Annotated in this window: 17 protein-coding genes; 10 read left to right on the forward strand and 7 right to left on the reverse strand. The window is 72.7% G+C overall.

The annotated features are described in order from the left end of the window. Window positions 1-42: 42 nt before the first annotated feature. Together clpB and IFY26_RS16535 are read right to left on the reverse strand one after the other, a co-directional pair. The gene (gene clpB / locus IFY26_RS16530) at window positions 43-2619 is read right to left on the reverse strand and encodes an ATP-dependent chaperone ClpB (protein WP_232550107.1); all 2577 of its coding nucleotides are present in this window, start codon (window positions 2617-2619) and stop codon (window positions 43-45) included. Between the two features lie 241 nt (window positions 2620-2860). Further along, on the reverse strand, window positions 2861-4312 hold the full coding sequence (locus IFY26_RS16535) for a DEAD/DEAH box helicase (RefSeq protein ID WP_232550108.1): 1452 nt from the start codon (window positions 4310-4312) through the stop codon (window positions 2861-2863). Between the two features lie 263 nt (window positions 4313-4575). Here IFY26_RS16535 and IFY26_RS16540 point away from each other — a divergent pair, with 263 nt between their 5' ends. The 7 genes from IFY26_RS16540 to IFY26_RS16570 all read left to right on the forward strand — a co-directional run bounded on the left by IFY26_RS16540 (window position 4576) and on the right by IFY26_RS16570 (window position 14279). Next, window positions 4576-5799: a dicarboxylate/amino acid:cation symporter gene (locus IFY26_RS16540; protein WP_232550109.1), complete on the forward strand. Its 1224-nt coding sequence runs from the start codon at window positions 4576-4578 to the stop codon at window positions 5797-5799. Window positions 5800-5818: 19 nt separating this feature from the next. After that, complete coding sequence (locus IFY26_RS16545) at window positions 5819-6673, forward strand: ABC transporter ATP-binding protein (protein WP_232550110.1); 855 nt, start codon at window positions 5819-5821, stop codon at window positions 6671-6673. An 86-nt stretch (window positions 6674-6759) separates the two neighbouring features. Then, on the forward strand, window positions 6760-7758 hold the full coding sequence (locus IFY26_RS16550; protein WP_232550111.1) for an ABC transporter substrate-binding protein: 999 nt from the start codon (window positions 6760-6762) through the stop codon (window positions 7756-7758). Window positions 7759-7804: 46 nt separating this feature from the next. Further along, a complete protein-coding gene (locus tag IFY26_RS16555) occupies window positions 7805-9931 on the forward strand; it encodes an iron ABC transporter permease (protein WP_232550112.1) in 2127 nt (708 codons plus the stop codon). Beyond that, complete coding sequence (locus IFY26_RS16560; RefSeq protein WP_232550113.1) at window positions 9928-10827, forward strand: siderophore-interacting protein; 900 nt, start codon at window positions 9928-9930, stop codon at window positions 10825-10827. Before IFY26_RS16555 ends, IFY26_RS16560 begins: the two co-directional genes overlap by 4 nt. A gap of 42 nt (window positions 10828-10869) precedes the next feature. Continuing rightward, a complete protein-coding gene (locus tag IFY26_RS16565; RefSeq protein WP_232550114.1) occupies window positions 10870-12828 on the forward strand; it encodes a M3 family metallopeptidase in 1959 nt (652 codons plus the stop codon). A 107-nt stretch (window positions 12829-12935) separates the two neighbouring features. Beyond that, window positions 12936-14279: an MFS transporter gene (locus IFY26_RS16570; RefSeq protein WP_232550115.1), complete on the forward strand. Its 1344-nt coding sequence runs from the start codon at window positions 12936-12938 to the stop codon at window positions 14277-14279. On the opposite strand, the gene IFY26_RS16575 is transcribed toward IFY26_RS16570, so the two are convergent. Then, complete coding sequence (locus IFY26_RS16575; RefSeq protein ID WP_232550116.1) at window positions 14272-14658, reverse strand: MGMT family protein; 387 nt, start codon at window positions 14656-14658, stop codon at window positions 14272-14274. The genes IFY26_RS16570 and IFY26_RS16575 overlap by 8 nt on opposite strands. 4 nt (window positions 14659-14662) lie before the next feature. Next, on the reverse strand, window positions 14663-15439 hold the full coding sequence (locus IFY26_RS16580; protein WP_232550117.1) for an early set domain-containing protein: 777 nt from the start codon (window positions 15437-15439) through the stop codon (window positions 14663-14665). Between the two features lie 89 nt (window positions 15440-15528). On the opposite strand from IFY26_RS16580, the gene IFY26_RS16585 reads away from it, so the two are divergent. Then, a complete protein-coding gene (locus IFY26_RS16585; protein ID WP_232550118.1) occupies window positions 15529-16122 on the forward strand; it encodes a GNAT family N-acetyltransferase in 594 nt (197 codons plus the stop codon). A gap of 10 nt (window positions 16123-16132) precedes the next feature. Beyond that, on the forward strand, window positions 16133-17980 hold the full coding sequence (locus tag IFY26_RS16590; protein WP_232550119.1) for an ABC transporter ATP-binding protein: 1848 nt from the start codon (window positions 16133-16135) through the stop codon (window positions 17978-17980). A 25-nt stretch (window positions 17981-18005) separates the two neighbouring features. Here IFY26_RS16590 and IFY26_RS16595 read toward each other — a convergent pair whose 3' ends face one another. Beyond that, entirely contained in the window at window positions 18006-18908 is a 903-nt protein-coding gene (locus IFY26_RS16595) for a hypothetical protein (protein WP_232550120.1), read from the reverse strand. A 222-nt stretch (window positions 18909-19130) separates the two neighbouring features. On the opposite strand from IFY26_RS16595, the gene IFY26_RS16600 reads away from it, so the two are divergent. Then, window positions 19131-19889, forward strand: a complete 759-nt coding sequence (locus IFY26_RS16600) for an AAA family ATPase (RefSeq protein WP_232550121.1) — start codon at window positions 19131-19133, stop codon at window positions 19887-19889. A 15-nt stretch (window positions 19890-19904) separates the two neighbouring features. On the opposite strand, the gene IFY26_RS16605 is transcribed toward IFY26_RS16600, so the two are convergent. Together IFY26_RS16605 and dnaJ are read right to left on the reverse strand one after the other, a co-directional pair. Beyond that, window positions 19905-20327 carry a heat shock protein transcriptional repressor HspR gene (locus IFY26_RS16605; protein WP_232550122.1) on the reverse strand — a complete coding sequence of 141 codons (423 nt, stop codon included), beginning with the start codon at window positions 20325-20327 and terminating at the stop codon, window positions 19905-19907. Between the two features lie 16 nt (window positions 20328-20343). Beyond that, window positions 20344-21525: a molecular chaperone DnaJ gene (dnaJ, locus tag IFY26_RS16610; protein ID WP_232550123.1), complete on the reverse strand. Its 1182-nt coding sequence runs from the start codon at window positions 21523-21525 to the stop codon at window positions 20344-20346. Between the last annotated feature and the right edge of the window lie 8 nt (window positions 21526-21533).

Genomic DNA, 21533 nt, shown 5'->3' on the forward strand with positions numbered 1-21533 from the left:
CGGCCGGCGCCCCGCCGGCACCGCGATCAGCCCACCACCGCGTCAGTTGACGACGGTCAGTCCCGCGTCGTCGGCACCCACGTCGAACGTGATCGCGTCCCCCTCGTGCAACTCGCCGGCCAGCAGTCGGCGGGCGAGGGCGTCCTCGACCGAGGTCTGGATCAGCCGCTTGAGCGGACGCGCGCCGTACACCGGGTCAAACCCCGTCGCGGCCAGCCAGGCCTTGGCGGCGTCGGTCAGCTCCAGCGTGATCCGCCGATCGGCCAGCCGCGCGGCCACCCGGGCGAGCTGGATCTCGACGATGTGCGTCAGGTCGTCCTGGGACAGCGGATCGAACATCACGATGTCGTCCAGCCGGTTGAGGAATTCCGGCTTGAACGCCTGCCGCACCACGCCCATCACGGCGTCGCGCTTCGTGGACGCCTGCAGGGCCGGATCGGCGAGGTACTGCGAGCCCAGGTTGCTCGTCATGATGAGGATGACGTTGCGGAAGTCCACCGTGCGGCCCTGGCCGTCGGTGAGGCGTCCGTCGTCGAACACCTGCAGCAGGATGTTGAACACGTCGGGGTGCGCCTTCTCCACCTCGTCGAGCAGCACGACCGAGTACGGACGCCGCCGCACCGCCTCGGTGAGCTGGCCGCCCTCCTCGTACCCGACGTAGCCCGGAGGGGCACCGACGAGCCGCGACACGGAGTGCTTCTCGCCGTACTCGCTCATGTCGATGCGCACCATGGCGCGCTCGTCGTCGAACAGGAACGCCGCCAGCGACTTCGCCAGTTCGGTCTTGCCGACGCCGGTGGGCCCCAGGAACAGGAACGAACCCGTCGGCCGGTTCGGGTCGCTGATGCCCGCCCGGCTGCGGCGCACGGCGTCCGACACCGCGGCCACCGCCTCGCGCTGGCCGATGAGGCGGCGTCCGAGCTGGTCCTCCATCGTGAGGAGCTTCTCGCTCTCGCCCTGCAACATCTTGCCGACCGGGATGCCCGTCCAGCTGCTGACCACCTCGGCGATGTCGGCAGCCGACACCTCCTCGGCCACCATCGGGACGCGGCTGGCCTCCTCCTCGGCGGCCGAATCGAGCTCGGACTCCAGCTGGGGGATGCGGCCGTAGAGAATTTCGGACGCGTGCGTCAGGTCGCCCTCGCGCTGCGACCGCTCGGCCTCGGCGCGCAGGGCGTCGACCTCCGCCTTGATCTCGCCGACCCGGTTGAGGCCCTGCTTCTCGGCCTCCCACCGCGCCTCGAGTCCGCGGAGCTCCTCCTGGGCGTCGGCCAGCTCGGCGCCGAGCCGGTCGCGGCGCTCGGTGCTGGCGGCATCCTCCTCCTTCTCGAGGGCGAACTGCTCCATGGTCATGCGGTCGATCTGGCGGCGGAGCTGGTCGATCTCCTCCGGGCTGGAGTCGATCTCCATGCGCAGCCGCGACGCCGACTCGTCGATCAGGTCGATGGCCTTGTCAGGCAGCTGGCGGCTGGTGATGTAGCGGCTCGAGAGCTGCGCGGCGGCCACGAGCGCGCTGTCGGTGATGCGCACCTTGTGGTGCGCTTCGTAGCGCTCACGCAGCCCGCGCAGGATGGCGATCGTGTCCTCCACGCTCGGCTCGCCGACGAACACCTGCTGGAAGCGGCGCTCCAGCGCCGGATCCTTCTCGATGCGCTCGCGGTACTCGTCCAGCGTGGTGGCGCCGATCATGCGCAGCTCGCCGCGGGCGAGCATCGGCTTGAGCATGTTGCCGGCGTCCATGGCGCCCTCGCCGGACGCCCCCGCGCCGACAACCGTGTGCAGCTCGTCGATGAACGTGACGACCTGGCCCTGCGATTCGGTGATTTCGCTGAGGACGGCCTTGAGCCGCTCCTCGAATTCACCGCGGTACTTGGCGCCGGCCACCATGCTCGCCAGGTCGAGGCTGACGACGCGCCGGCCCTTGAGACTGTCGGGCACGTCGCCGGCCACGACGCGCTGGGCCAGCCCCTCGACGACGGCCGTCTTGCCGACGCCGGGCTCGCCGATGAGGACGGGGTTGTTCTTCGTGCGGCGGCTCAGCACCTGCACGACGCGGCGGATCTCGGCGTCACGGCCGATCACCGGGTCGAGCGACCCGGAGCGGGCGCGCTCGGTGAGGTCGACCGAGTACTTCTCCAGCGCCGACTCGCCCCCCTCGGCCTCGGCGCTGGTGACGCGCTTGCCACCGCGGGCGGCGTTGAAGGCCTCGGTGAGCTTCTCGGGCGTGGTGATGCGCGTGAGGGCGGCCTGCACGTCGGACGCCACCGCCGTCAGTGCGATGAGCAGGTGCTCGGTGGCGACGAAGTCGTCGCCCAGCTGCTGGGCGCGGGTCTCGGCGTCCGCGAGCACACGGGCGAAGCTGCCCGACAGGCTCGGTTGGCTCACCGACGAGCCGGTCGAGCTGGGCAGCTTGGCGATGGCGGCCTGGGCGGCGGCATCAACGGCTGCCGGGTCGCCGCCGACGGCGCTGATCAGGGCGCCGACGGTGTTGTCGGGCACCATCAGCAGCCCGTGCAGCAGGTGGCTCGGCTCGGCCTGCGGGTTGCCGGCGGTCAGGGCGTTGCGGAGCGCGGCGGAGACGGCGTCGCGGCTCTTGGTGGTGAGCTTGGCAGTGTCCATGGGTGCAATCCTCCACGAAGGTGTGATGACGAAGTTGAGTCCACCAGACTCAACCATGGTACCGCCGCTGCTATTCCAGCGTCAGCCGCCCCCACCCCCAGCAGCAATTGGACCCGAGGAAGTGGCGCCATGGCGCCATTTCCTCGGGTCCAAATGCCAAGGCACAACCCAAGGCACTACCCGTTGCACAACCCCAGCACGAGCCACTCACTCCCAACCCGCAGGGCGGGCGGGGTGGGGGTCAGCGGGAGCGGCGGCGTCCGGTGCGGCCGGCCGAGGCCGAGAAGGCCGCCGCTCCGCCGGAGCGGGACGGCGCCCCACCGGACGCCCCCGCGCCTGAGCCGGCTCGCGCGGGCTGGCCGGACGCCTTCGCGCCGCTCCGCGACCCGCCGCGGCGCCCGCCACCGGAACCGCGCCCCGAGGACGCCTGCCCGCCACGGCCACCCGAGCCGCTCGAGCGCCCAACCGAGCGACCCGAGGGCTGCGCAGCCGGGGCCTGCGGCGTCCGCTCCGCCACCTCAGCGGCCGGCAGGAGCTGCCGCTCCCCGGGCGCGAGCTCGCGCAGCACCTCGGGCGTGGCGTCGGTGATGCGCGGGTGGATCTTCGCCGCCCGCATCAGCACCTGGACGTCGCGGCGCTGGTCGGGCGTCGCGATCGTGACGACGGTGCCCGCCGAACCGGCGCGCGCCGTCCGACCCGAGCGGTGCAGGTAGGCCTTGTGTTCGGCCGGCGGATCGGCGTGCACGACAAGCGCGACGTCGTCCACGTGGATGCCCCGGGCCGCAATGTCGGTCGACACCAAGGTCTCGACGCGGCCCGAGCCGAAGGCGTCCAGGTTGCGCGTGCGCGCGTTCTGGCTGAGGTTGCCGTGCAGGTCAACGGCCGGGATGCCCCGCGCCACGAGCTGCTTGGCAAGCTTCTTCGCGCCGTGCTTGGTGCGGGTGAACAGGATCGTCCGGCCGGGCGCGGCGGCGAGGTCGGCGATGACGTCGGAGCGCTCGGCCGCCGACACCGTCAGCACGTGGTGCTCCATGGCCGCCACGGGCGACGCGGCGGAATCCGCCTCGTGCACCACCGGGTCGTGCAGGAACTGGCGCACCAGCACGTCCACCGCATTGTCGAGCGTCGCGGAGAACAGCAGCCGCTGCGAGCGCGCCGGCGTGGCGGCGAGGATGCGCTTCACGGCGGGCAGGAACCCCATGTCGCTCATGTGATCGGCCTCGTCGATGACCGTGACGGTCACGTCGGTCAGGTGCAGGTGGCCCTGATCCCGCAGATCGAGCAGCCGGCCGGGCGTGGCGACGAGCACGTCGACGCCGCCTGCCAGCGAGCGCACCTGCGGGTTCTGGTTGACGCCGCCGAAGATGGTCAGCACCGACAGCCGGGAGGCGTCGGCCAGCGGCTTCAGCGACGCCGCGATCTGGGCGGCGAGCTCCCGGGTGGGGGCCAACACGAGGGCGCGCGGACGCCCCGGCTTGCGCCGACGGTCGTCCGCGGCCAGCCGCGCGACGAGCGGCAGGCAGAACGCGTAGGTCTTGCCCGAGCCGGTGCGCCCGCGGCCGAGCACGTCGCGGCCGGCCAGCGAATCGGGCAGCGTCGCGGCCTGGATCGGGGTGGGAACGGTGATGTCACGCTCGGCGAGGACGTCGGCGAGCTGGGTGGGCACGCCGAGGCGTGCAAAATCTGAAGTCATGAAGTGAGTCCTGGTTCGGTGGGCGTCTCGCCCGGCGCGCCCGGCCGAAGTCTGATCCGGATGATCAGGGCGGCGCGACCAGCGACCCGTACGGGGCCGCATCATCAGGCGGCCCGAGGCAAGACTGGTGCGGACCGCTGGGAGCAGCCTACTCCATCAGCGCAACGGACGCCGTCGGCCCGAGCCCGGCCGGCCGCTAGGGTGACGAGCGCGAACCGCCTCGCCGAGGCGGCCCCCCTCCCCGAACGCAAGGGATCGAGCCCATGAAGCCACGCCTGGGGCTGCTGCCCCGCATCCTCATCGCCATCGCCCTCGGCATCGTCTGCGGGCTGTTCTTCCCCGACTGGCTGGCCCGCGCCTTCGTGACGTTCAACGGCCTGTTCGGCAACTTCTTGTCGTTCATCATCCCGCTGATCATCGTCGCGCTCATCACCCCGGCGATCGCCGAGCTCGGCCGCGGGGCCGGCAAATGGCTCGGCATCACCGCAGCCATCGCGTACGGCTCGACCATTTTCGCGGGTCTGCTGGCCCTGGCGGTCGGCCTCACGGTGTTCCCGATGATCCTGACGCCGGGCTCCCTGCCGATGTCGGTCGACAACCCCGAGGACGCCCTCCTCGGCCCCTACTTCACCGTCGAGATGCCGCCGGTCTTCGGCGTCATGACCGCACTGCTGCTCTCGTTCGTCATCGGCGTAGGGCTGACGCTGCTGCCGACCAACGCCCTGCAGCGCGGCTTCGTCGAGCTCCGCCAAATCGTGGAATGGGTGATCTCCACGATCCTCATCCCGCTGCTGCCGCTCTACATCTTCGGCATCTTCCTCAACATGACCGTCGCCGGGCAGGTGTTCAGCATCATCGTGACGTTCATCGGCGTCATCGCGCTGGTGTTCGCGCTGACGGTCGTCCTGCTGCTCATCCAGTACGGCGTGGCCGGGCTGATCGCGCGCGTCAACCCCCTGCGCGCCCTGGCCACCATGCTGCCGGCGTACGCGACGGCGCTCGGCACCTCGTCCTCGGCCGCCACCATCCCCGTCACGCTGCGCCAGGCGATCAAGGCGGGTGTCTCCGAGCCGGTGGCCGCGTTCACCGTGCCCCTGTGCGCGACGATCCACCTCGCCGGGTCGACGGTGAAGATCACGTCGTTCGCCCTCGCCATCATGGTGCTCGCCGGCGTCCCGATCGATCTGGGGCTGATGGTCGGCTTCGTCATGATGCTCGGCATCACGATGGTCGCGGCCCCCGGCGTCCCCGGTGGCGCGATCATGACGGCGGCCGCCCTGCTGTCGTCCATGCTCGGCTTCACCGAGCCGCAGGTGGGCCTGATGATCGCCACCTACATCGCCATCGACAGCTTCGGCACCGCCACCAACGTCACCGGCGACGGCGCGATCGCGCTCGTCGTCGACCGCCTCAGCCGCGGCCGCGTCGGCATGCCCGCCACCGACGCGGCAATTTCGCAATCTGGACGTGTTGCAAATGAAGGTTAGGGCAACCTAACCTGAACCCATGACCGCGTTGCCCACGACCGCCCTGACCGCCTCCGGGCTCACGTTGGGCTACGGTCCGCTGACCGTGGTGCACGACGCCGACCTGAGCGTCGGCGCCGGCCGCGTCCGGGCGTTGGTGGGGCCGAACGGCTCCGGCAAGTCGACGCTGCTGCGCGCCATGGCCCGCCTCCACGCCACGACGGCCGGCTCCCTGCGCCTCGTCGGTGCGGACGCCGACGGTGGCAGTGACATCGACTGCGCGGCCCTCTCCGCCCGCGAGTTCGCCACCCGGCTGGCCATGCTCACCCAGCAGCGCCCCACCCCGGCCGGCATGAGCGTGCGCGAGGTGGTGGCGCTGGGACGCCACCCCCACCGCTCCCGTTTCCTCGGCACGGACGCCCACGGCCCGGCCGCCATTGAACGCGCCCTGCACCTCACCGGCATCGCCGACCTGGCGGACCGCAAGGTCGACGAGCTGTCCGGCGGCCAGACCCAGCGGGTGTGGCTGGCGTCCTGCCTCGCGCAGGAGACCGGCGTCCTGCTGCTCGACGAGCCGACCAACCACCTCGACCTGCGCTACCAGTCCGAGCTGCTCGACCTGATCCGCGACCTCGCCGACGACCACGGCGTCGCGGTGGGCGTCGTGCTGCACGACCTCAACCAGGCCGCCGCCGTGGCCGACGACGTCACGCTGTTGGTCGACGGCCGCGTCGTCGCCTCCGGCACCCCCGCGGCCGTCCTCACCGAGGCCCGCCTCAGCGCGGCGTACGGCGTCGGCATCGAGGTCCGGCCGCAGGACGGCGTCCTCCAGATCCGCCCCCTGCCCAAGTGCCTCACGCGCCACCGTCTTGAAGCGAGCGCGCTCTCCGCCTGACCCGATCCCGCCTGACCCGATCCCGCCCCACCCGATCCCGCCCGACCAGAACCGATCCGAACCCGAAACCGAACCGAGGAATCACCATGCCCTTCTCCCGTCGCGCCCTCGTGGGCCTCGCCCTGACCGCGCCCGTGCTCGCCGCCTGCGGGGCCAGCGAGGCCCCCACCGTCTCCGGCGGATCGCCGAGCGCCGCGGCCGGCTCACCCACCGCCACCAGTGACGCCGCCGGCATGATCCGGGTGATCGACAGCCGCGGTGTCACCGTCACGCTCGAGCGGCCCGCCACCCGCGTCGTCACGCTCGAGTGGGGGCCCACGGAGGACGTCCTGGCCCTCGGGGTCGAGCCGGTTGCCGTCGCCGACCCGGCCGGCTTCGCGAGCTACGTCAGCTCGGTCACGCTCCCCGAGGGGACGCCGGACGTCGGCCTGCGCACCGAGCCGAGCCTGGAATCCATCGCGGCCGCGGAGCCCGACCTCATTCTCGGCGTCAACGGCTCCATCCCGGAGAACGCCATCGCCCAGGCTGAGCAGATCGCCCCCGTCGTGCTGCTCACGGGCGCCGACGCCACCCGCCAGCTCGAGAACCTGCGCGACAACTTCAACACCGTCGCGCTGCTGCTCGGCCGCGAGGCGGCCGCCCAGGAGGTGCTGAGCCAACTGGACGCCAAGCTGGAGGAGTCCGCGGCGGCCCTCTCCGGCGTCACGGCGCCCTACATCTTCGCGTGGATCAACGTGACCGGCTCGACAGCCGACCTCCGGATGCACAGCTCCCGCTCCGTGCCGGGCGCGATCGCCGAGGAGCTGGGCCTGACCAACGCCTACACCGAGCCGGGCGACGACGCGTGGGGCATCGGCTCGTGGGATCTCGAGGCGCTCACGACACTGCCTGCGGACACGCAGATCCTCTCCTGGGCCAACGACGACGCCGACCCGCTCGCCGCGCTGGCGGGCAACCCGCTGTGGGACGGGTTGGCGCCGGTGCAGGCGGGCAACGTCCACCCGGCCGCGCTGCACATCTGGGTCTACGGCGGCCCGATGTCCATGATGCAGTGGGCCGACGATCTCGTCGCCCAGCTCGCCTGACGCCCGGCTCTCCGACGCCCGACACACCGAAGCCCAGCGCACCCCGATGACCCTGCCCACCCCCACCCGGCCCGCCCCCTCCCGGCACCGCACTCGGCCCGGCACAGCCGCCCGCGCGCACGTGCCGGCGGGGGCGGGGCGGCTGCTGGCCTGGCTCTTCGGCGCCGGGCTGGTGCTGATGGTCGGGCTGTCGGTGGTGCACCTCACCCAGGGGACGGCCAGCGTGGGCCTGGATGACCTGCTCGCCTGGCTGCGCGGGGACGCCTCCGCGACCACCGGCGGCATCGTCGTGGCCTCGCGGCTGCCCCGGCTGGGGGCCGCGCTGGCGGTCGGGGCCGCGCTGGGGGCGTCCGGCGCGGCGTTGCAGGCCGTGGCGAGCAACCCCCTCGCCTCGCCGGACACCCTCGCGGTGAACGCCGGCGCGTACCTCGCGCTGGCGCTCGTGTCGGCGTTCGGGTTGTCGACCGGGGTGATCGGCGGCTCGGTGGTCGCGCTCGTCGGTGGACTGGCGGCGGCCGGTCTCGCGTTCGTGCTCACCGGCGGCGGTGGCTCGACGGTACGGCTCATCCTCGGCGGCTCGGTGCTCACCCTCGCACTCTCGAGCCTCACCTCGGCGCTGCTGATCGTCTTCAGCCAGCAGACCCAGGGTCTGTTCGCCTGGGGTGCGGGCTCGCTCAGCCAGTCCGACCCCGGCTCGGTCGTCCGCGCCGCCGCCCTCATCGCGGTGGGCGTCGTGGCCATGGTGGCACTCGGCGGACGCCTCGACCTCCTCCAGCTCGGCGACGACCAGGCCCGCACCCTCGGCGTCAACGTGGTCGCGAACCGGCTGGTGGTGGTGCTCGTGGCCGTGTTCCTCGCGGCCGTCTCGGTCGCCCTGGCCGGGCCGATCGGGTTCGTCGGCCTGTGTGCCCCCGCGCTCGTGCGGCTGGCGGCCACCCGCGTCCCCGGGTTGCACCGCCACCGGCCGCTCGTCCTTGCCGCCGCGCTCACCGGGGCGCTGCTGGTGCTCGGCTCCGACGTCGTGCTGCGCGCCGCGATCGGCGCCGCCGAGGCCGCCGCGATCCCCACCGGCGTCCTCACCACCCTGCTCGGAGCGGTGTTCCTCGTCATCCTCTCCCAGGGCATGCGGACCGGCCGGGCGGACGCCAACGCCACCCTCGCCGGCGGGGCGCGCCTCGCCCGCTGGGCGGGGTGGCTGACCGGCGGCCTCGCGGCCCTGCTGGTCGTGGGCGCCACCCTCGCCCTGCTCGCCGGCGACGGCTGGCTGCTGCTCGGCGACATCGGTTACTGGCTGCAGGGGCGCGCCTCGCCCCGCATCACCTTCATGCTGGACGCCCGCTGGCCGCGCGTCGCCGCCGCCGTGCTGGCCGGCGCCGCCCTGGCCCTCGCCGGCACCCTCACCCAGGCGGTCACGCGCAACGCGCTGGCCGAACCGGGCCTGCTCGGCGTGTCCGCCGGGGCCGGCGTCGGCGCGCTGGCGGTCATCATTGGGGGCTCCCGGGTCGGCGTCGGCATCCCGACCTGGGCGGTCACGGCGGTGGCGCTCGCCGGGGCCCTGGCCGCCGGGGCACTGCTGTTCGCCCTCGCGGCGCGCGGCGGCTTCAACCCCACCCGGCTGGTGCTCGTCGGTCTGGGCGTCGCGGCCGGCGGCCAGGCGCTGGGCACCCTGCTCGTGGTGAGCACCGACCCCTGGAACCAGTCGCGCGCCATCACGTGGCTGGGCGGCTCGACCTACGGCACCATGGCCGCCAGCCTGCCGCCCGTCGCGGCGCTGGTCGTGCTGCTGGGCGTCGCCGCGCTCGCGCTGCGCCGCGACCTCGACCTCGTGCAGCTCGACGACGACACCCCGCGGCTGCTCGGCGTCCGCCAGGCCCGGGTGCGGGCGTCCGCGCTGCTCGCCGCCGTGCTGCTCACCGGCGCCGCCACCGCCGCCGTCGGCGTCATCGGGTTCGTCGGCCTGATCGCGCCCCACCTGGCCCGGCTGCTCGTCGGGCCGCAACACCGCCGCATGACCGGCCTGGCCGTCGTCCTCGGCGCCCTGCTCGTGCTGGCCGCCGACACCCTCGGCCGCTCTGTGCTCGCCCCCGCCCAACTGCCCGTCGGGCTCGTGTGCGCCCTCGTCGGCGCACCCGTGTTCTGGTGGCTGATGTATGCCCAACGAGGAGATCGATGAACCCCTACCGCACCTTCGCCACCACGCTGGCCGGACGCGAGCGCGTCTCCCCCAGCTTCGTCCGGATCACCCTCGCCGGGGCCGACCTCGGCGACTGCAGCCCCGTGCTGCTCGACCAGCGGGTCAAGCTGCTGTTCGGCGCCCCGGATGTGCTGGCCGGGCTGGCCGGCACCGACGACTGGTACCCGACCTGGCTCGCCGCCCCGGACGCCGACCGCCCCGCCCTGCGCACCTACACGCTGAGCGCGGTGCGCCCCACCGACGACGGCGCGGGCGAGGTGGACATCGACGTCGCGATCCACCCCCTGCACGGCGACGAGCCGGCGCCGGGGCTGCGGTTCGCCCTCGAGGCCGAGCCCGGCACCCCCTGCCTGCTGGTCGCCGGCGACGTCACCCGGCCCGGGCACGACACCGTCGGGGTCGCGTGGCAGCCGGGCGCGGCCCGGGAGGTGCTGCTCGTCGGGGACGAGACGGCCCTGCCCGCCGTGGTCAACATCGCCGCGGCGCTGGCGTCCGACACCACGGGCCGCATCGTCCTGGAGGTGCCCGAGGCCGACGACGTCCGGGCGTTCCCCGCGCCGGGCGGCGTCCGCGTCGAGTGGCGCGTCCGGGCCCGCGGCGAGCAGGCGGTGGGGCTGTTCGGCGCCCCGCGAACCCCGTCCGGGGCGGCGGTCGCGGCCCTCGCCGATGCCGCCGCCACCGACCCCGCCGCCGACGACCCCGCCGCCGACGAGCTGCTGTGGGACGAGGCCGCCGCGGACGGCGTCCGCTACGGCTGGGTCGCCGGTGAGGCCAGCTGGGTGCGTGCCCTGCGCGCCGAGGCGCGCGCCGCCGACGTGCCCAAGGGGCAGGTGGCGTTCATGGGCTACTGGAAGCGCGGGGTCGCCGGCTCCTGACCGGCGACGCGCGGCCGGGTGGCCCGCGGCTAGGGTGGAGCGGTGACTGCACCGACTCCGCTCGACCTGCCCGCGCCCGACGCCGAGGCCTACCTCGCTTGGCTGAAGGACTCCTCCGACGAGGCCCTCGCCGCCGCACGCGCCGGTGTCGCCGCCCTCAAGGAACAGCCGCCCGCCACGGCGCTGGCCACGCTGCAGGCCTGGAACGACGTCGACATCGCGCTCGGCTCCACGATGGCCCGCAGCTCCCTGTTCAGCGAGGTGCACCCCGACGCGGGCGTGCGGGACGCCGCCGACGAGGCCTCGCGCGAAGCCCGGCAGCTCTCCACGGAGTTCGGCCTCGACCCCGACCTCTACGCCGTCTTCGCCCGCTTCGACGACGCTGTTCTGGGCGGTGCGGAGCAGGACGAGGCGGGCCTGGACGAGCAGGGCCGCCGGCTGCTGGAGCGCACGCTGCGCTCGTTCCGCCGCTCCGGGGTGGCCGCCGACCCGGAGACCCGGGCGCGCATCAAGGAGATCCGCGAGCGCCTGACGGTGCTCGGCCAGACGTTCGCCAAGACGATCCGCGAGGGCACGAAGTCGATCCGGGTCACGCCCGAGCAGCTCGCCGGCCTGCCGCAGGACTGGATCGACGCGCACCCCGCGGACGCCGACGGCCTCGTCACGGTGACCACCGACTACCCGGACGCCGTGCCGTTCCGCACGTTCGCCCACGACGCCGACGCCCGCCGGGCGCTCTCGATCGCGTCGCTCACCATCGGCTTCCCGGCCAACGTGCCGGTGCTGCACGAGCTGTTCGGGCTGCGCGCCGAGCTCGCCGGCCTGCTCGGCTACGACTCGTGGCCCGACTTCGACGCCGAAGTCAAGATGATCGGCACCGGCGCGGCCATCGAGGAGTTCATCGACAAGATCGCCGACGCCGCCCTCGCCCCCGCCGAGCGCGACCTCGGCATTCTGCTGGAGCGCCTGCGCCAGGATCGGCCGGACGCCGAGCGCGTCGAGTCCTCCGACGCCGCCTACTACGCCGAGGCGGTGCGCCGCGAGCAGCACGACGTCGACGCCCAACTCGTCCGCACCTATTTCGACTTCGCGCGCGTGCGCGCCGGGCTGCTCGACGTGACCGGACGCCTGTTCGGCCTCACCTACACCCCGCGGCCCGACCTGCCGGTGTGGCACGAGGCCGTGACGGCCCACGACGTCACCCGCACCGCCGACGGCGCGCCGCTGGGTCGCATCTACCTCGACCTGCACCCGCGCGAGGGCAAGTTCAAGCACGCCGCCCAGTTCAACCTGGTCAACGGCGTCGAGGGGCGGTACCTGCCCGAGGGCACGCTGGTCTGCAACTTCCCGATCGGCCTCATGGAGCACTCCGACGTCGTCACCCTGTTCCACGAGTTCGGGCACCTCGTGCACCACCTCGTGGGCGGACACCAGCCCTGGGTCGAGTTCTCCGGCGTCGCCACCGAGTGGGACTTCGTGGAGGCGCCCAGCCAGATGCTCGAGGAGTGGGCGTGGGACGCCGAGGTGCTCGCCACCTTCGCCACGAACACCGACGGCGCGGCCATCCCGGCCGACCTGGTGGCCCGCATGCGCCGCGCCGATGACTTCGGCAAGGGCTACTTCGCGCGCACCCAGATGTTCTACGCGGCCCTGTCGTACCACCTCCACCGCGAGAACCCGGCCGACCTCGTGGGCCGCACCCGGGAGCTGCAGGAGCGCTACTCGATGTTCCCCTACGTGGAGGGCACCTGCATGCCGGCCAGCTTCGGCCACCTCGACGGCTACGGCTCGGGCTACTACACCTACATGTGGAGCCTCGTGATCGCCAAGGACATGTTCAGCGCCTTCGACCCCGACCACCTCTTCGACGCCGAGGTCGCGACCCGCTACCGCGACCGCGTCCTCGCCCCCGGAGGCACGAAGGACGCCGCCGACCTGGTCGCCGAATTCCTGGGCCGCCCCTACAGCTTCGACGCGTACGCCGCCTGGCTGGACGAGTGACGACGGCCTGAGCCCCCCGCGCCACCGGTCACGGACCCGACCGTGGGGCACCAGCCGGGGGGTGGACACCCGGCCGTCCGCCGGGGTGCTCGCCCTAGCCTCGTGCCGTGAGGACGAGGCGGAGCGTGCACCGGGCGTGGTGGGTGGCGGTGGTGACGCTGCTCGCGCTGGTGTCGGCGGCGGCGTTCCGGTCGTCCACCGGAGTGCTGTTCATCCCCATCGAGACCGAGTTCGGCTGGGACCGCACGACCACGTCCGGGGCTGTCTCCCTCAACCTGGTGCTCTACGGCCTCACCGCCCCGTTCGCGGCCGCGATCATGGAGCGCTGGGGCGTCCGGGCCACGGTCGCCGCAGCGCTGACGATCGTGGGGGTCTCCTCTGCGCTCACCACTGTCATGTCCCAGCCCTGGCACCTGTGGGTGCTGTGGGGCGCCTTCATCGGCGTCGGCACCGGTGCGATGGCGCTCGTGCTCGGCGCGATCGTCGCCAACCGGTGGTTCAGCGCGCACCGCGGCCTGGTGACGGGGGTGTTCTCCGCCGCGAACGCGACCGGCCAGCTCAGCTTTCTGCCCGTCATCGCCGCGCTCGCGGACGGCCCCGGGTGGCGGTGGGCGGCCGGATCCGTCGCGCTCGTGTCGCTGGCCCTCGTGCCGCTGGTGCTGGGGCTCATGGCCGACCGGCCGGCCGACCTGGGGTTGCGCCCCTACGGCGAGCCGACCGTCGCGCTCGACACGCCCCTGCCCTCGGCCGCTGCCCAGCACCCGACCCAGCACCCGCGCTCGACCCAGCAGGCGTCCTCGGCGGCGGGCCGCGGGGCCGTCGGCTCCGCCTTCGCCGCGCTGGCCCTCGGCGCGCGTCACTGGTCGTTCTGGGCGCTGGCTGGGTCGTTCTTCGTGTGCGGGTGGTCGACCAACGGCCTCATCCAGACCCACTTCATCTCTGCCGCGGCCGATCACGGCATGTCGTCCATGCTCGCCGCCATGCTGCTCGCGATGATCGGCGCCTTCGACATCATCGGCACGATCGGCTCGGGCTGGCTCACCGACCGCGTCGACTCCCGCATCCTGCTGGCCCTCTACTACGGCGGACGCGGCATCGCGCTGCTGGCCCTGCCGCAGTTCATCGGCCCCGACCTCACCGCCGGCATGTGGTTCTTCATCATCTTCTACGGCCTCGACTGGGTGGCGACCGTGCCGCCCACCGTCGCCCTGTGCCGCCAGCACTTCGGGCTGCAGGCCTCCGGCATCGTCTTCGGTTGGGTGTTCGCGAGCCACATGATCGGCGCCGGCGCGGGCGCCACGCTGGCCGGGGTGCTGCGCCAGGACGCCGGCACCTACGACGCCGCCTGGTTCATCGCGGCCGTGCTGTGCGGCCTGGCCGCGGTCGTCGTACTCACCATTCGCCGGCCCCGCGCGTCCGCCCCCCTGCCGGACGCCGTCGGCGTCAGCTGAGCGTGACGCCGCGACCGTCGGGCCCAGCCGCCCCGGCGGTCAGGGCGGCGGCGTAGTCGGCCGCCAGCTGATGGGGGTCGGCGCGGTACGCGCGCAGCCGGCAGCCACGCCCCGACGCGTCCACCGTGATGCCCTCGGCGTCCCAGAACGGACGCGCCGCGTCCAGCACCGGTGACGTGCCCGACGCCGACAACACCCGCCACCACGGCACCGACGCGCCCTGCTCGCGCTCGTCGTGGTCGCGCAGCACCGCCCCCACCTGACGCGGCCCGACCCCGGCCACACGCCCGATGTCGCCGTAGGTCGCCACCCGTCCCGCCGGGATCACGCTGACGGCCAGCAGCACCCGGGCGATGGCGTCGGCGTGCTCAGGAGGCACCGCTCTACCCCGGATGGGCCGGCTCGTCGGCGTCCGAGGCGGCGGACGCCGGCGTCCGCAGCGCCTGCACCTCGGCCGCTGCGGCCGCAGCCTCCTGCGAGGCGCGGGCGCGGCGCTCAGCCTGCAGCCGGTGCGCCATGCGGGCCTCCTGGGCCTTCTTCGCCGCCTTGGCGACCGCCTTGCGGGCGGCCTCCTTGGCCTTCTCGGCCTCGCGGGCCACCTTGATGGCGTGCGCCTCGGCCTCCTCCGCCTTCTTCTTGGCGCGCTTCTCGGCGGCGATGCGCTTCTTCTCGATCTCGCGGCGTCGTTCCTCGGCCTGCTGGGCCATCTTCGCCCGCTTCTTGCGCAGCTTGGCCTCCTTGCGGACGGCCACGTCCGCGGGGGTCTCCGGCCGCTCACCCTCGGCAACAACTCCCGCCGGACCCTCGGGTACCCCATGCTCCTCGTCCGGCACCGCCTCCTCGGCGGCCCCGGGCATCTCCTCATCGGCCAGGGCGGCGGCGTCCGCCTCGGGCTCGACGACGCTGCCCTCACCGGTGATCGCGTCGGCGTCCAACTCGTCGAACCACCAGTCCCGGTCGCTGCGGTAGCGGAACACCACGGGCTCGGCCGCCGCCACCGTGACGGACGCCTCCAGCCAGCCGTCGGCGGCGTGCTCCATCACCAGCACCCCGGGCGTCCAGTCGTTGAACGTGCCGCACACCGAGATCCGGCCGTGGTCGCCCGGCAGGCGGAAGGTGAGCGTGCGGCGTCCGGCCGTCACCGGTGAGCGCTGAAGCATGGCGTCCTCTCTCGCGGGGGCACCCATTCTCCCACGGCGCACGACGCCGGCCGAAGAAGTGTCGGGGCCGCGGGCTAGGATCGTCGTTCGTGGCGTTCCTCGACCCCGTGACCCTGAGCGGCCGGCTCGTTCGGCTGGAACCGCTCACCCCCGACCATGCGGACGCCGTGCGCGACGCCGTGCGCGACGGCAACGTCGGGGAGCTCTGGTACACCAACGCCCCCACGCCGGACGGCGTCGCGTCCGACATCGCCGCCAAGCTCGAGCAGGCCGGACGCGGCGCGCTGCTGCCCTTCGCCACGCGCCGGCTGGCCGATGACCGGATCATCGGTGTGACCACGTACCTCAACCCGCTCCCCGCGGTCCCCGCCGTGGAGATCGGATCCACCTGGAACGCGGCATCGGCCCGCCGCACCGGTACCAACACGGAGAGCAAGCTGCTCCTGCTGCGGCACGCGTTCGAGGCGTGGGGCTGCCGCCGCGTCGCGTTCCGGGCCACGTGGTTCAACCATGAGTCGCGCCGGGCCATCGAGCGCCTCGGCGCCGTCTTCGAGGGCCGCATCCGCAACGACCGCGTCACCCGCGACGGCACGGTGACCGACACGGCACAGTATGCGATCACCGACGACGCCTGGCCCGCCGTCGAGCGGCATCTCACCCACCTGCTCCGCACCCACGCCTGACGGGAACACCATGGATAGCATCCTGCGCGCGCTCCGCGAGGCCCACCAGCTGACGCCGCGCTACGTCGGCATCGTCATCACGTCCGTCCTCATCGCCGCGACCGCTCTGTTGACGCCCTACCTCACCAAGCTGGCCACCGACGAGGTGGTCGCCCAGGTGGGTGGGGGCGGACGCGGCGTGTCCGCGCTGGTCTGGATCGCCGCCGGATTGTTGGCCGTCGAGCTGGCCAACACGTTGCTCAGCAACATCGGCGGGTATCTCGGCGACACGATGTCGATGCGGCTGCGCGCCATCTTGAGCTCGCGCTACTACAACAAGCTGCTCGGGCTGCCGCAGCGCTACTTCGACACCCAACTCACGGGCACGATCATCAACCGGCTCAACCGGTCCATCATCGAGCTCACCCAGTTTCTCGCGTCGTTCTCGAACAACTTCTTCCCCACGCTCATCACCGTGGTGGCCGTCCTCGTCATCGCCGGCTTCTACTATTGGCCGCTGGCGCTGCTGCTGTTCATCGTCTATCCCCTCTTCACGTGGCTCACGATGCTGACCTCGAAGCGCTGGCAGACCCTCGAGGGCCGCAAGAACCTGCAGCTCGACCTGGCAGGCGGCCGGTTCGCCGAGGCCGTCGGCCAGATCCGCGTCGTGAAGAGCTTCGTCCGCGAGCGCGACGAACTCGACCGGTTCGACGACCACTACCGCAGCACCGTCGCGACGACGCACGAGCAGTCCCGCTGGTGGCACCTGATGGACGTCGCCCGCCGCGGTTCGATCAACGTCATCTTCTTCGGTATCTACGTGATCATCTTCGTCCGCACGGCCGGCGGGGAGTTCACCCTGGGCGACATGGTGATGCTGCTGCAGCTCATGGGCATGGCGCGCACGCCGGTGATGATGATGAGCTATCTCGTGGACGCCTCTCAGCACGCCATCGCCGGCACCCGCAGCTACTTCGAGGTGATGGACGAGCTGCCCGAGCCGCGCGCCGCCATCGGCGACGTGCGCTCCCCCGACCTGGACGCCGCGCCGGGCTCCCCCGCGGCTGTGCTGGCGCCGCCGGCCCCGCAGGTGATGGCCGATCCGGACGCCGCAGCGTTCGCCTTCGAGCACGTGCGGTTCGGCTACGACGACACGGAGGTGCTGCGCGACATCACCTTCGCGGCGGCACCCGGGGAGCGCATCGCGCTGGTGAGCGAGTCCGGCGGCGGCAAGACCACGCTGGTGAACCTGCTGCTCGGGCTGTACGCGCCGGACGCCGGCACGGTGCGTCTGGGCGGGGTGGACGCCAGCACGATGCCCTTGGCCGAGGTGCGCGCCCGGACCGGCGTGGTGTTCCAGGACGCCTCGCTGTTCTCCGGCACGATCGCGGAGAACATCACCTACGGACGCCCCGGTGCGAGCCGCGACGCGATCGTCGAGGCGGCCCGTCGCGCCCACGCGCACGACTTCATCGCTCGACTGGCGAACGGCTACGACGCCGAGATCGGCGAACGCGGCATCAAGCTCTCCGGTGGCCAGAAGCAACGGATCGCCGTGGCCCGCGCCATGCTCAAGGACGCCCCCCTGCTGGTGCTGGACGAGGCGACGAGCTCGCTGGATTCCCGCGCCGAGCGGCTCGTCCAGGCCGGCCTGGAGGAGCTCATGGCCGAGCGCACGAGCCTCATCATCGCGCATCGGCTCTCGACGATCTCGACGGTCGACCGCATCATCACGCTCCGCGACGGTCGCATCGACGAGGTCGGCTCGCCCGAGGAGCTGGCCGACAGCGGCGGCATCTACGCCGAGTTGCTGGCGCTGCAGGCGTCCAACACCAAGCGCGACCGCAAGCGACTCCAGCGCTACGACATCACGGGCTGAACCCGGCCGCCGTCCGGCGCCGCGGTCAGTCGGCGCCGGAGCCCTCGGGCGCGACGGCCAGGAGGGCGTCCACGCTGATGCCGGAGACCAGGCAGCGGTCCTTGCGGTTGCGCGTGAGCGCCTGCGTCCACGGGACGAGGCCACCGTCGCCGAGCTCGAGGCCGTCCGGCCCGAGGATGCGGAACGCGGCGGCGGTGTAGGGGTTCCGGTAGGCGCCCGGGGCGTCCACGGTCACCACAATCAGGCCGTCCGCGCTGCCGCGGTCCGCGACGCGCTCGGCGATGGCCGCCTCGGGCGTGTGCAGCTCGATGCGCCCGCCGGGCACCAGCGTGCCGACGATCTCGCGCCAGTAGTCGAGGTGCAGGTCGAGCAGGTCGGCCTCGGTGAGGAAGGCTCCGCTGTCAGGTGCGCTCGAGACGAGGCCGAAGCGGGTCTCGTGCTGCGCCTGGGGGCCGTTGTCCCACGCATGGGCGGCGCGGATGGCGGCGGCCAGGTGGACGCGGCTGTGACCGCTGCGACGAAGACGGGACGCCTCGAGGGCCAGCGGGTGCACCGGGTCGAGCACACTCTCGTTGCCCCGCACGGTGGTGATGACCCGGTTCTGGCTGACGCCGCTCAGGTGCGACACCGAGCCCAAGGTGGTCAGCGGCGAGAGCTCCAGCCCACTGAATTCCTCGGGCAGGGCGCGCCACAGGGCGCCCTGCAGCGCCAGCAGCGCGCGCGGATCGACGGGCGCGGGGGTGAGGTAGCGATCCTCACGCCACCGCTTCATCAGGTCGACGTCGGTCAGCGCGCCGGCGCGGACGCGCGCCACATCGGCCAGGATCGAACGCAGCTCCGCCGGGGGCAGGCCGCGCAGCAGGGCGTCGCGCGCCAGAACGCCAAGGCGTCGCCACACGCGGGAGGACGCGGCAGTGGGGCCGCTCATCATTGGTCTCCGTCACACTCGGAAGCTGTCACCAAACGATTCAATCACACCCACCCAAGGGGCCCCGCACGAGCCGGCCACACCCCCGACATGCGAGACGACCCCCGACCCGCCAGACGACGCCGACGGCCGTGCCCGCTGGCGTCCTCCACGTATTCCCCCGTGCCCAGCGACGCGCAGGTCGGGCCGGAAAACGTCGGACGCCGCTCCTACGCTGGCGTCATGGCGAAGCGGACCAGTCCCGGCATTCCCGGCATCGGCCTTCCGGTGCGGCGCGTCGAGGCCCGCAGCGGCATCGAGGGGGAGCGGCGGGGCTGGCCCTACGACATCGCGGCGGTCCGGACGCTGCTCACCGACGGCATCGACCTTGGGCGGGCGACGATCGTGGTCGGGGAGAACGGCACCGGCAAGTCCACCCTCGTGGAGGCGATCGCCGAGCAGTTCGGCCTCAGCCCGGAGGGCGGCTCGACGGGCGCGATGCACCACACCCGGCGCACGGAATCCTCCCTCGCGGCCGATCTGCAGCTCGTCCGCGGTGTCGGCGGGGGGCGGGGCGGCTACTTCCTCCGCGCCGAGACGATGCATGGGTTCTTCACCTACCTGGAGGAGTCCGGCATGGGGTCCTTCCATGAACGCAGCCACGGCGAGTCGTTCCTGGATCTGATCGGGGACCGCTTCTTCGACCACCGCGGCATCGCCCACCCGGGGCTCTACGTGCTCGACGAACCCGAGTCGGCCCTGTCGTTCAGCTCCAGCCTGAAGGTGCTCGCCCTGCTGCTGGAGGTGCTGGACGCCCCCGGCACGCAGATCCTCATGGCCACCCACTCCCCCGTGCTGGCGGCGCTGCCGGGTGCGACGATCTGGGAGGTGTCGGACGCCGGCCTGACCCCCACGGCGTGGGAGGACCTTGCCCTCGTCGTCGACCTGAAGCGGTTTGTCGCGGGGCCCGAACGCGTCCTCCACCACCTGCTGTCGGGCTGACCCAGTGTCACAGGGTCAGCGGCCCGAGGTCAGCGCGCGCGGCGTCCGGGAGCGATACGTCCGCCCCAGGTGCACCTGGCCGGTGGAGGCGGCGGTGAACAACCGGGCACCCGGCGTCGTGGCACGCTCGGCCACGAGCCCCAGCAGGTGCGTGACCTGCTGCTGGGCGTCGTCCAACTGGGCCTCCAGGTCGAGGATTCGCCGGATGCCCTCCAGGTTGATCCCCTCGTCCTGCGAGAGGTGCTGGATGTGGCGCAGCTTGGCGATGTCCCGCAGCGAGTAGCGGCGGCCCCGCCCACGCGAGCGCTGGGGCACGACCAGCCCGAGCCGGTCGTAGCCGCGCAGCGTCTGCGGGTGCATGTCGGCGAGCCGGGCGGCGACGGTCACGGTGAACACCGGAGCGTCCACGTCCATCGTCGCGGGCAGGTGCTCGGTCATCGTCGCCCCCGAACCCTCAGCCGGCGAACAGGGACGCCCGCGGGTCGCCGGCACCCGCGGCGTCCGCGTACGCCTTGAGCGCGTCGCTGGCCTCGGAACTCAGCTGCGTGGGCACCTGGACGGCGACGGACACCAGCAGGTCGCCGTGCTGCCCGTTGCTCTTGCGGATGCCCTTGCCCCGGACGCGGAACGTGCGGCCATTCGGCGTCCCCGCGGGGATGCGCAGGCGCACCCGCGGGCCTCCGAGGGTGGGCACCTCGATCTGCGCGCCAAGCGCGGCCTCGGCGAACGTGACCGGCGCATCGAGGGTCAGGTTGTCGCCCTTGCGGCCGAACACCGGGTGGGCCCGGACGTTGACGAGCACGTAGAGATCGCCCGCCGCGCCGCCGTTCTCGCCGGCGCCGCCCTTGCCCTTGATGCGGATCCGCTGCCCGTCGTTGACGCCGGCGGGGACGCGGACCTGCATGGTGTTCGTCGAGCGCCCACGGCCGGAGCCACCGCATTCGGGGCAGGGATCCTCGACCACCAGGCCACGGCCGCGGCAGTCGGGGCAGGGCTCCGCGATGCTGAACCCGCCGGCCGACTGGGCCGACTTCATGCCGGAGCCCTGGCAGGTCGGGCACACCTTCGGCATCGTGCCCGAGCGGGCGCCGGTGCCCCGGCAGGCCGCGCAGGGGGCGTCCGAGACGGTCTGCATCTGCACCGTGGTGCCCTCGACCGCCTGGTTGAAGTCGATCGTGACCTCACCCTCGATGTCGGTGCCGCGGCGCGGGTTGCGGACGCCGCCGGTGCGCCGGGTCGTGGTGCCGCCGAACAGGTTGCCGAACAGGTCGGAGATGTTGGCGTCCCCGCCCGAGGCGTTGCGGAACAGGTCCTCCATGTTGACGCCGCCGGCGCCGCCGAAGTTGCCGGGACGTCCGGCCGCTCCTCCCCCGCCGGGGAAGCGGAAGCCGCCTGCGCCACCGAACAGGCTGCGCTGCTCGTCGTACTCCTTGCGCTTCGTGGCGTCCGACAACACGGAGTTCGCCTCGGAGATCTCCTTGAACCGCTTCTCGGCGGAGGCGTTGCCGGGGTTGGCGTCCGGGTGGTTCTCCCGCGCCAACTTCCGGAACGCCTTCTTGATCTCCTCGGGCTTGGCGTCCTTGGAGACGCCCAGGATCTTGTAGTAGTCCTTCTCGAGCCAGTCCTTGGTACTCATGGCGCCTC

The organism is Propioniciclava soli, assembly GCF_014858005.1.
In the GTDB taxonomy this organism is placed as follows: Bacteria; Actinomycetota; Actinomycetes; order Propionibacteriales; family Propionibacteriaceae; genus Propioniciclava; species Propioniciclava soli.

Bases quoted from the DNA above. Each gene is read 5' to 3' on its own strand.
- clpB (WP_232550107.1), bottom strand. From the start codon at position 2,619: ATGGACACTGCCAAGCTCACCACCAAGAGCCGCGACGCCGTCTCCGCC.
- IFY26_RS16535 (WP_232550108.1), bottom strand. From the start codon at position 4,312: ATGACTTCAGATTTTGCACGCCTCGGCGTGCCCACCCAGCTCGCCGAC.
- IFY26_RS16540 (WP_232550109.1), top strand. From the start codon at position 4,576: ATGAAGCCACGCCTGGGGCTGCTGCCCCGCATCCTCATCGCCATCGCC.
- IFY26_RS16545 (WP_232550110.1), top strand. From the start codon at position 5,819: ATGACCGCGTTGCCCACGACCGCCCTGACCGCCTCCGGGCTCACGTTG.
- IFY26_RS16550 (WP_232550111.1), top strand. From the start codon at position 6,760: ATGCCCTTCTCCCGTCGCGCCCTCGTGGGCCTCGCCCTGACCGCGCCC.
- IFY26_RS16555 (WP_232550112.1), top strand. From the start codon at position 7,805: ATGACCCTGCCCACCCCCACCCGGCCCGCCCCCTCCCGGCACCGCACT.
- IFY26_RS16560 (WP_232550113.1), top strand. From the start codon at position 9,928: ATGAACCCCTACCGCACCTTCGCCACCACGCTGGCCGGACGCGAGCGC.
- IFY26_RS16580 (WP_232550117.1), bottom strand. From the start codon at position 15,439: ATGCTTCAGCGCTCACCGGTGACGGCCGGACGCCGCACGCTCACCTTC.
- IFY26_RS16590 (WP_232550119.1), top strand. From the start codon at position 16,133: ATGGATAGCATCCTGCGCGCGCTCCGCGAGGCCCACCAGCTGACGCCG.
- IFY26_RS16595 (WP_232550120.1), bottom strand. From the start codon at position 18,908: ATGAGCGGCCCCACTGCCGCGTCCTCCCGCGTGTGGCGACGCCTTGGC.
- IFY26_RS16600 (WP_232550121.1), top strand. From the start codon at position 19,131: ATGGCGAAGCGGACCAGTCCCGGCATTCCCGGCATCGGCCTTCCGGTG.
- IFY26_RS16605 (WP_232550122.1), bottom strand. From the start codon at position 20,327: ATGACCGAGCACCTGCCCGCGACGATGGACGTGGACGCTCCGGTGTTC.
- dnaJ (WP_232550123.1), bottom strand. From the start codon at position 21,525: ATGAGTACCAAGGACTGGCTCGAGAAGGACTACTACAAGATCCTGGGC.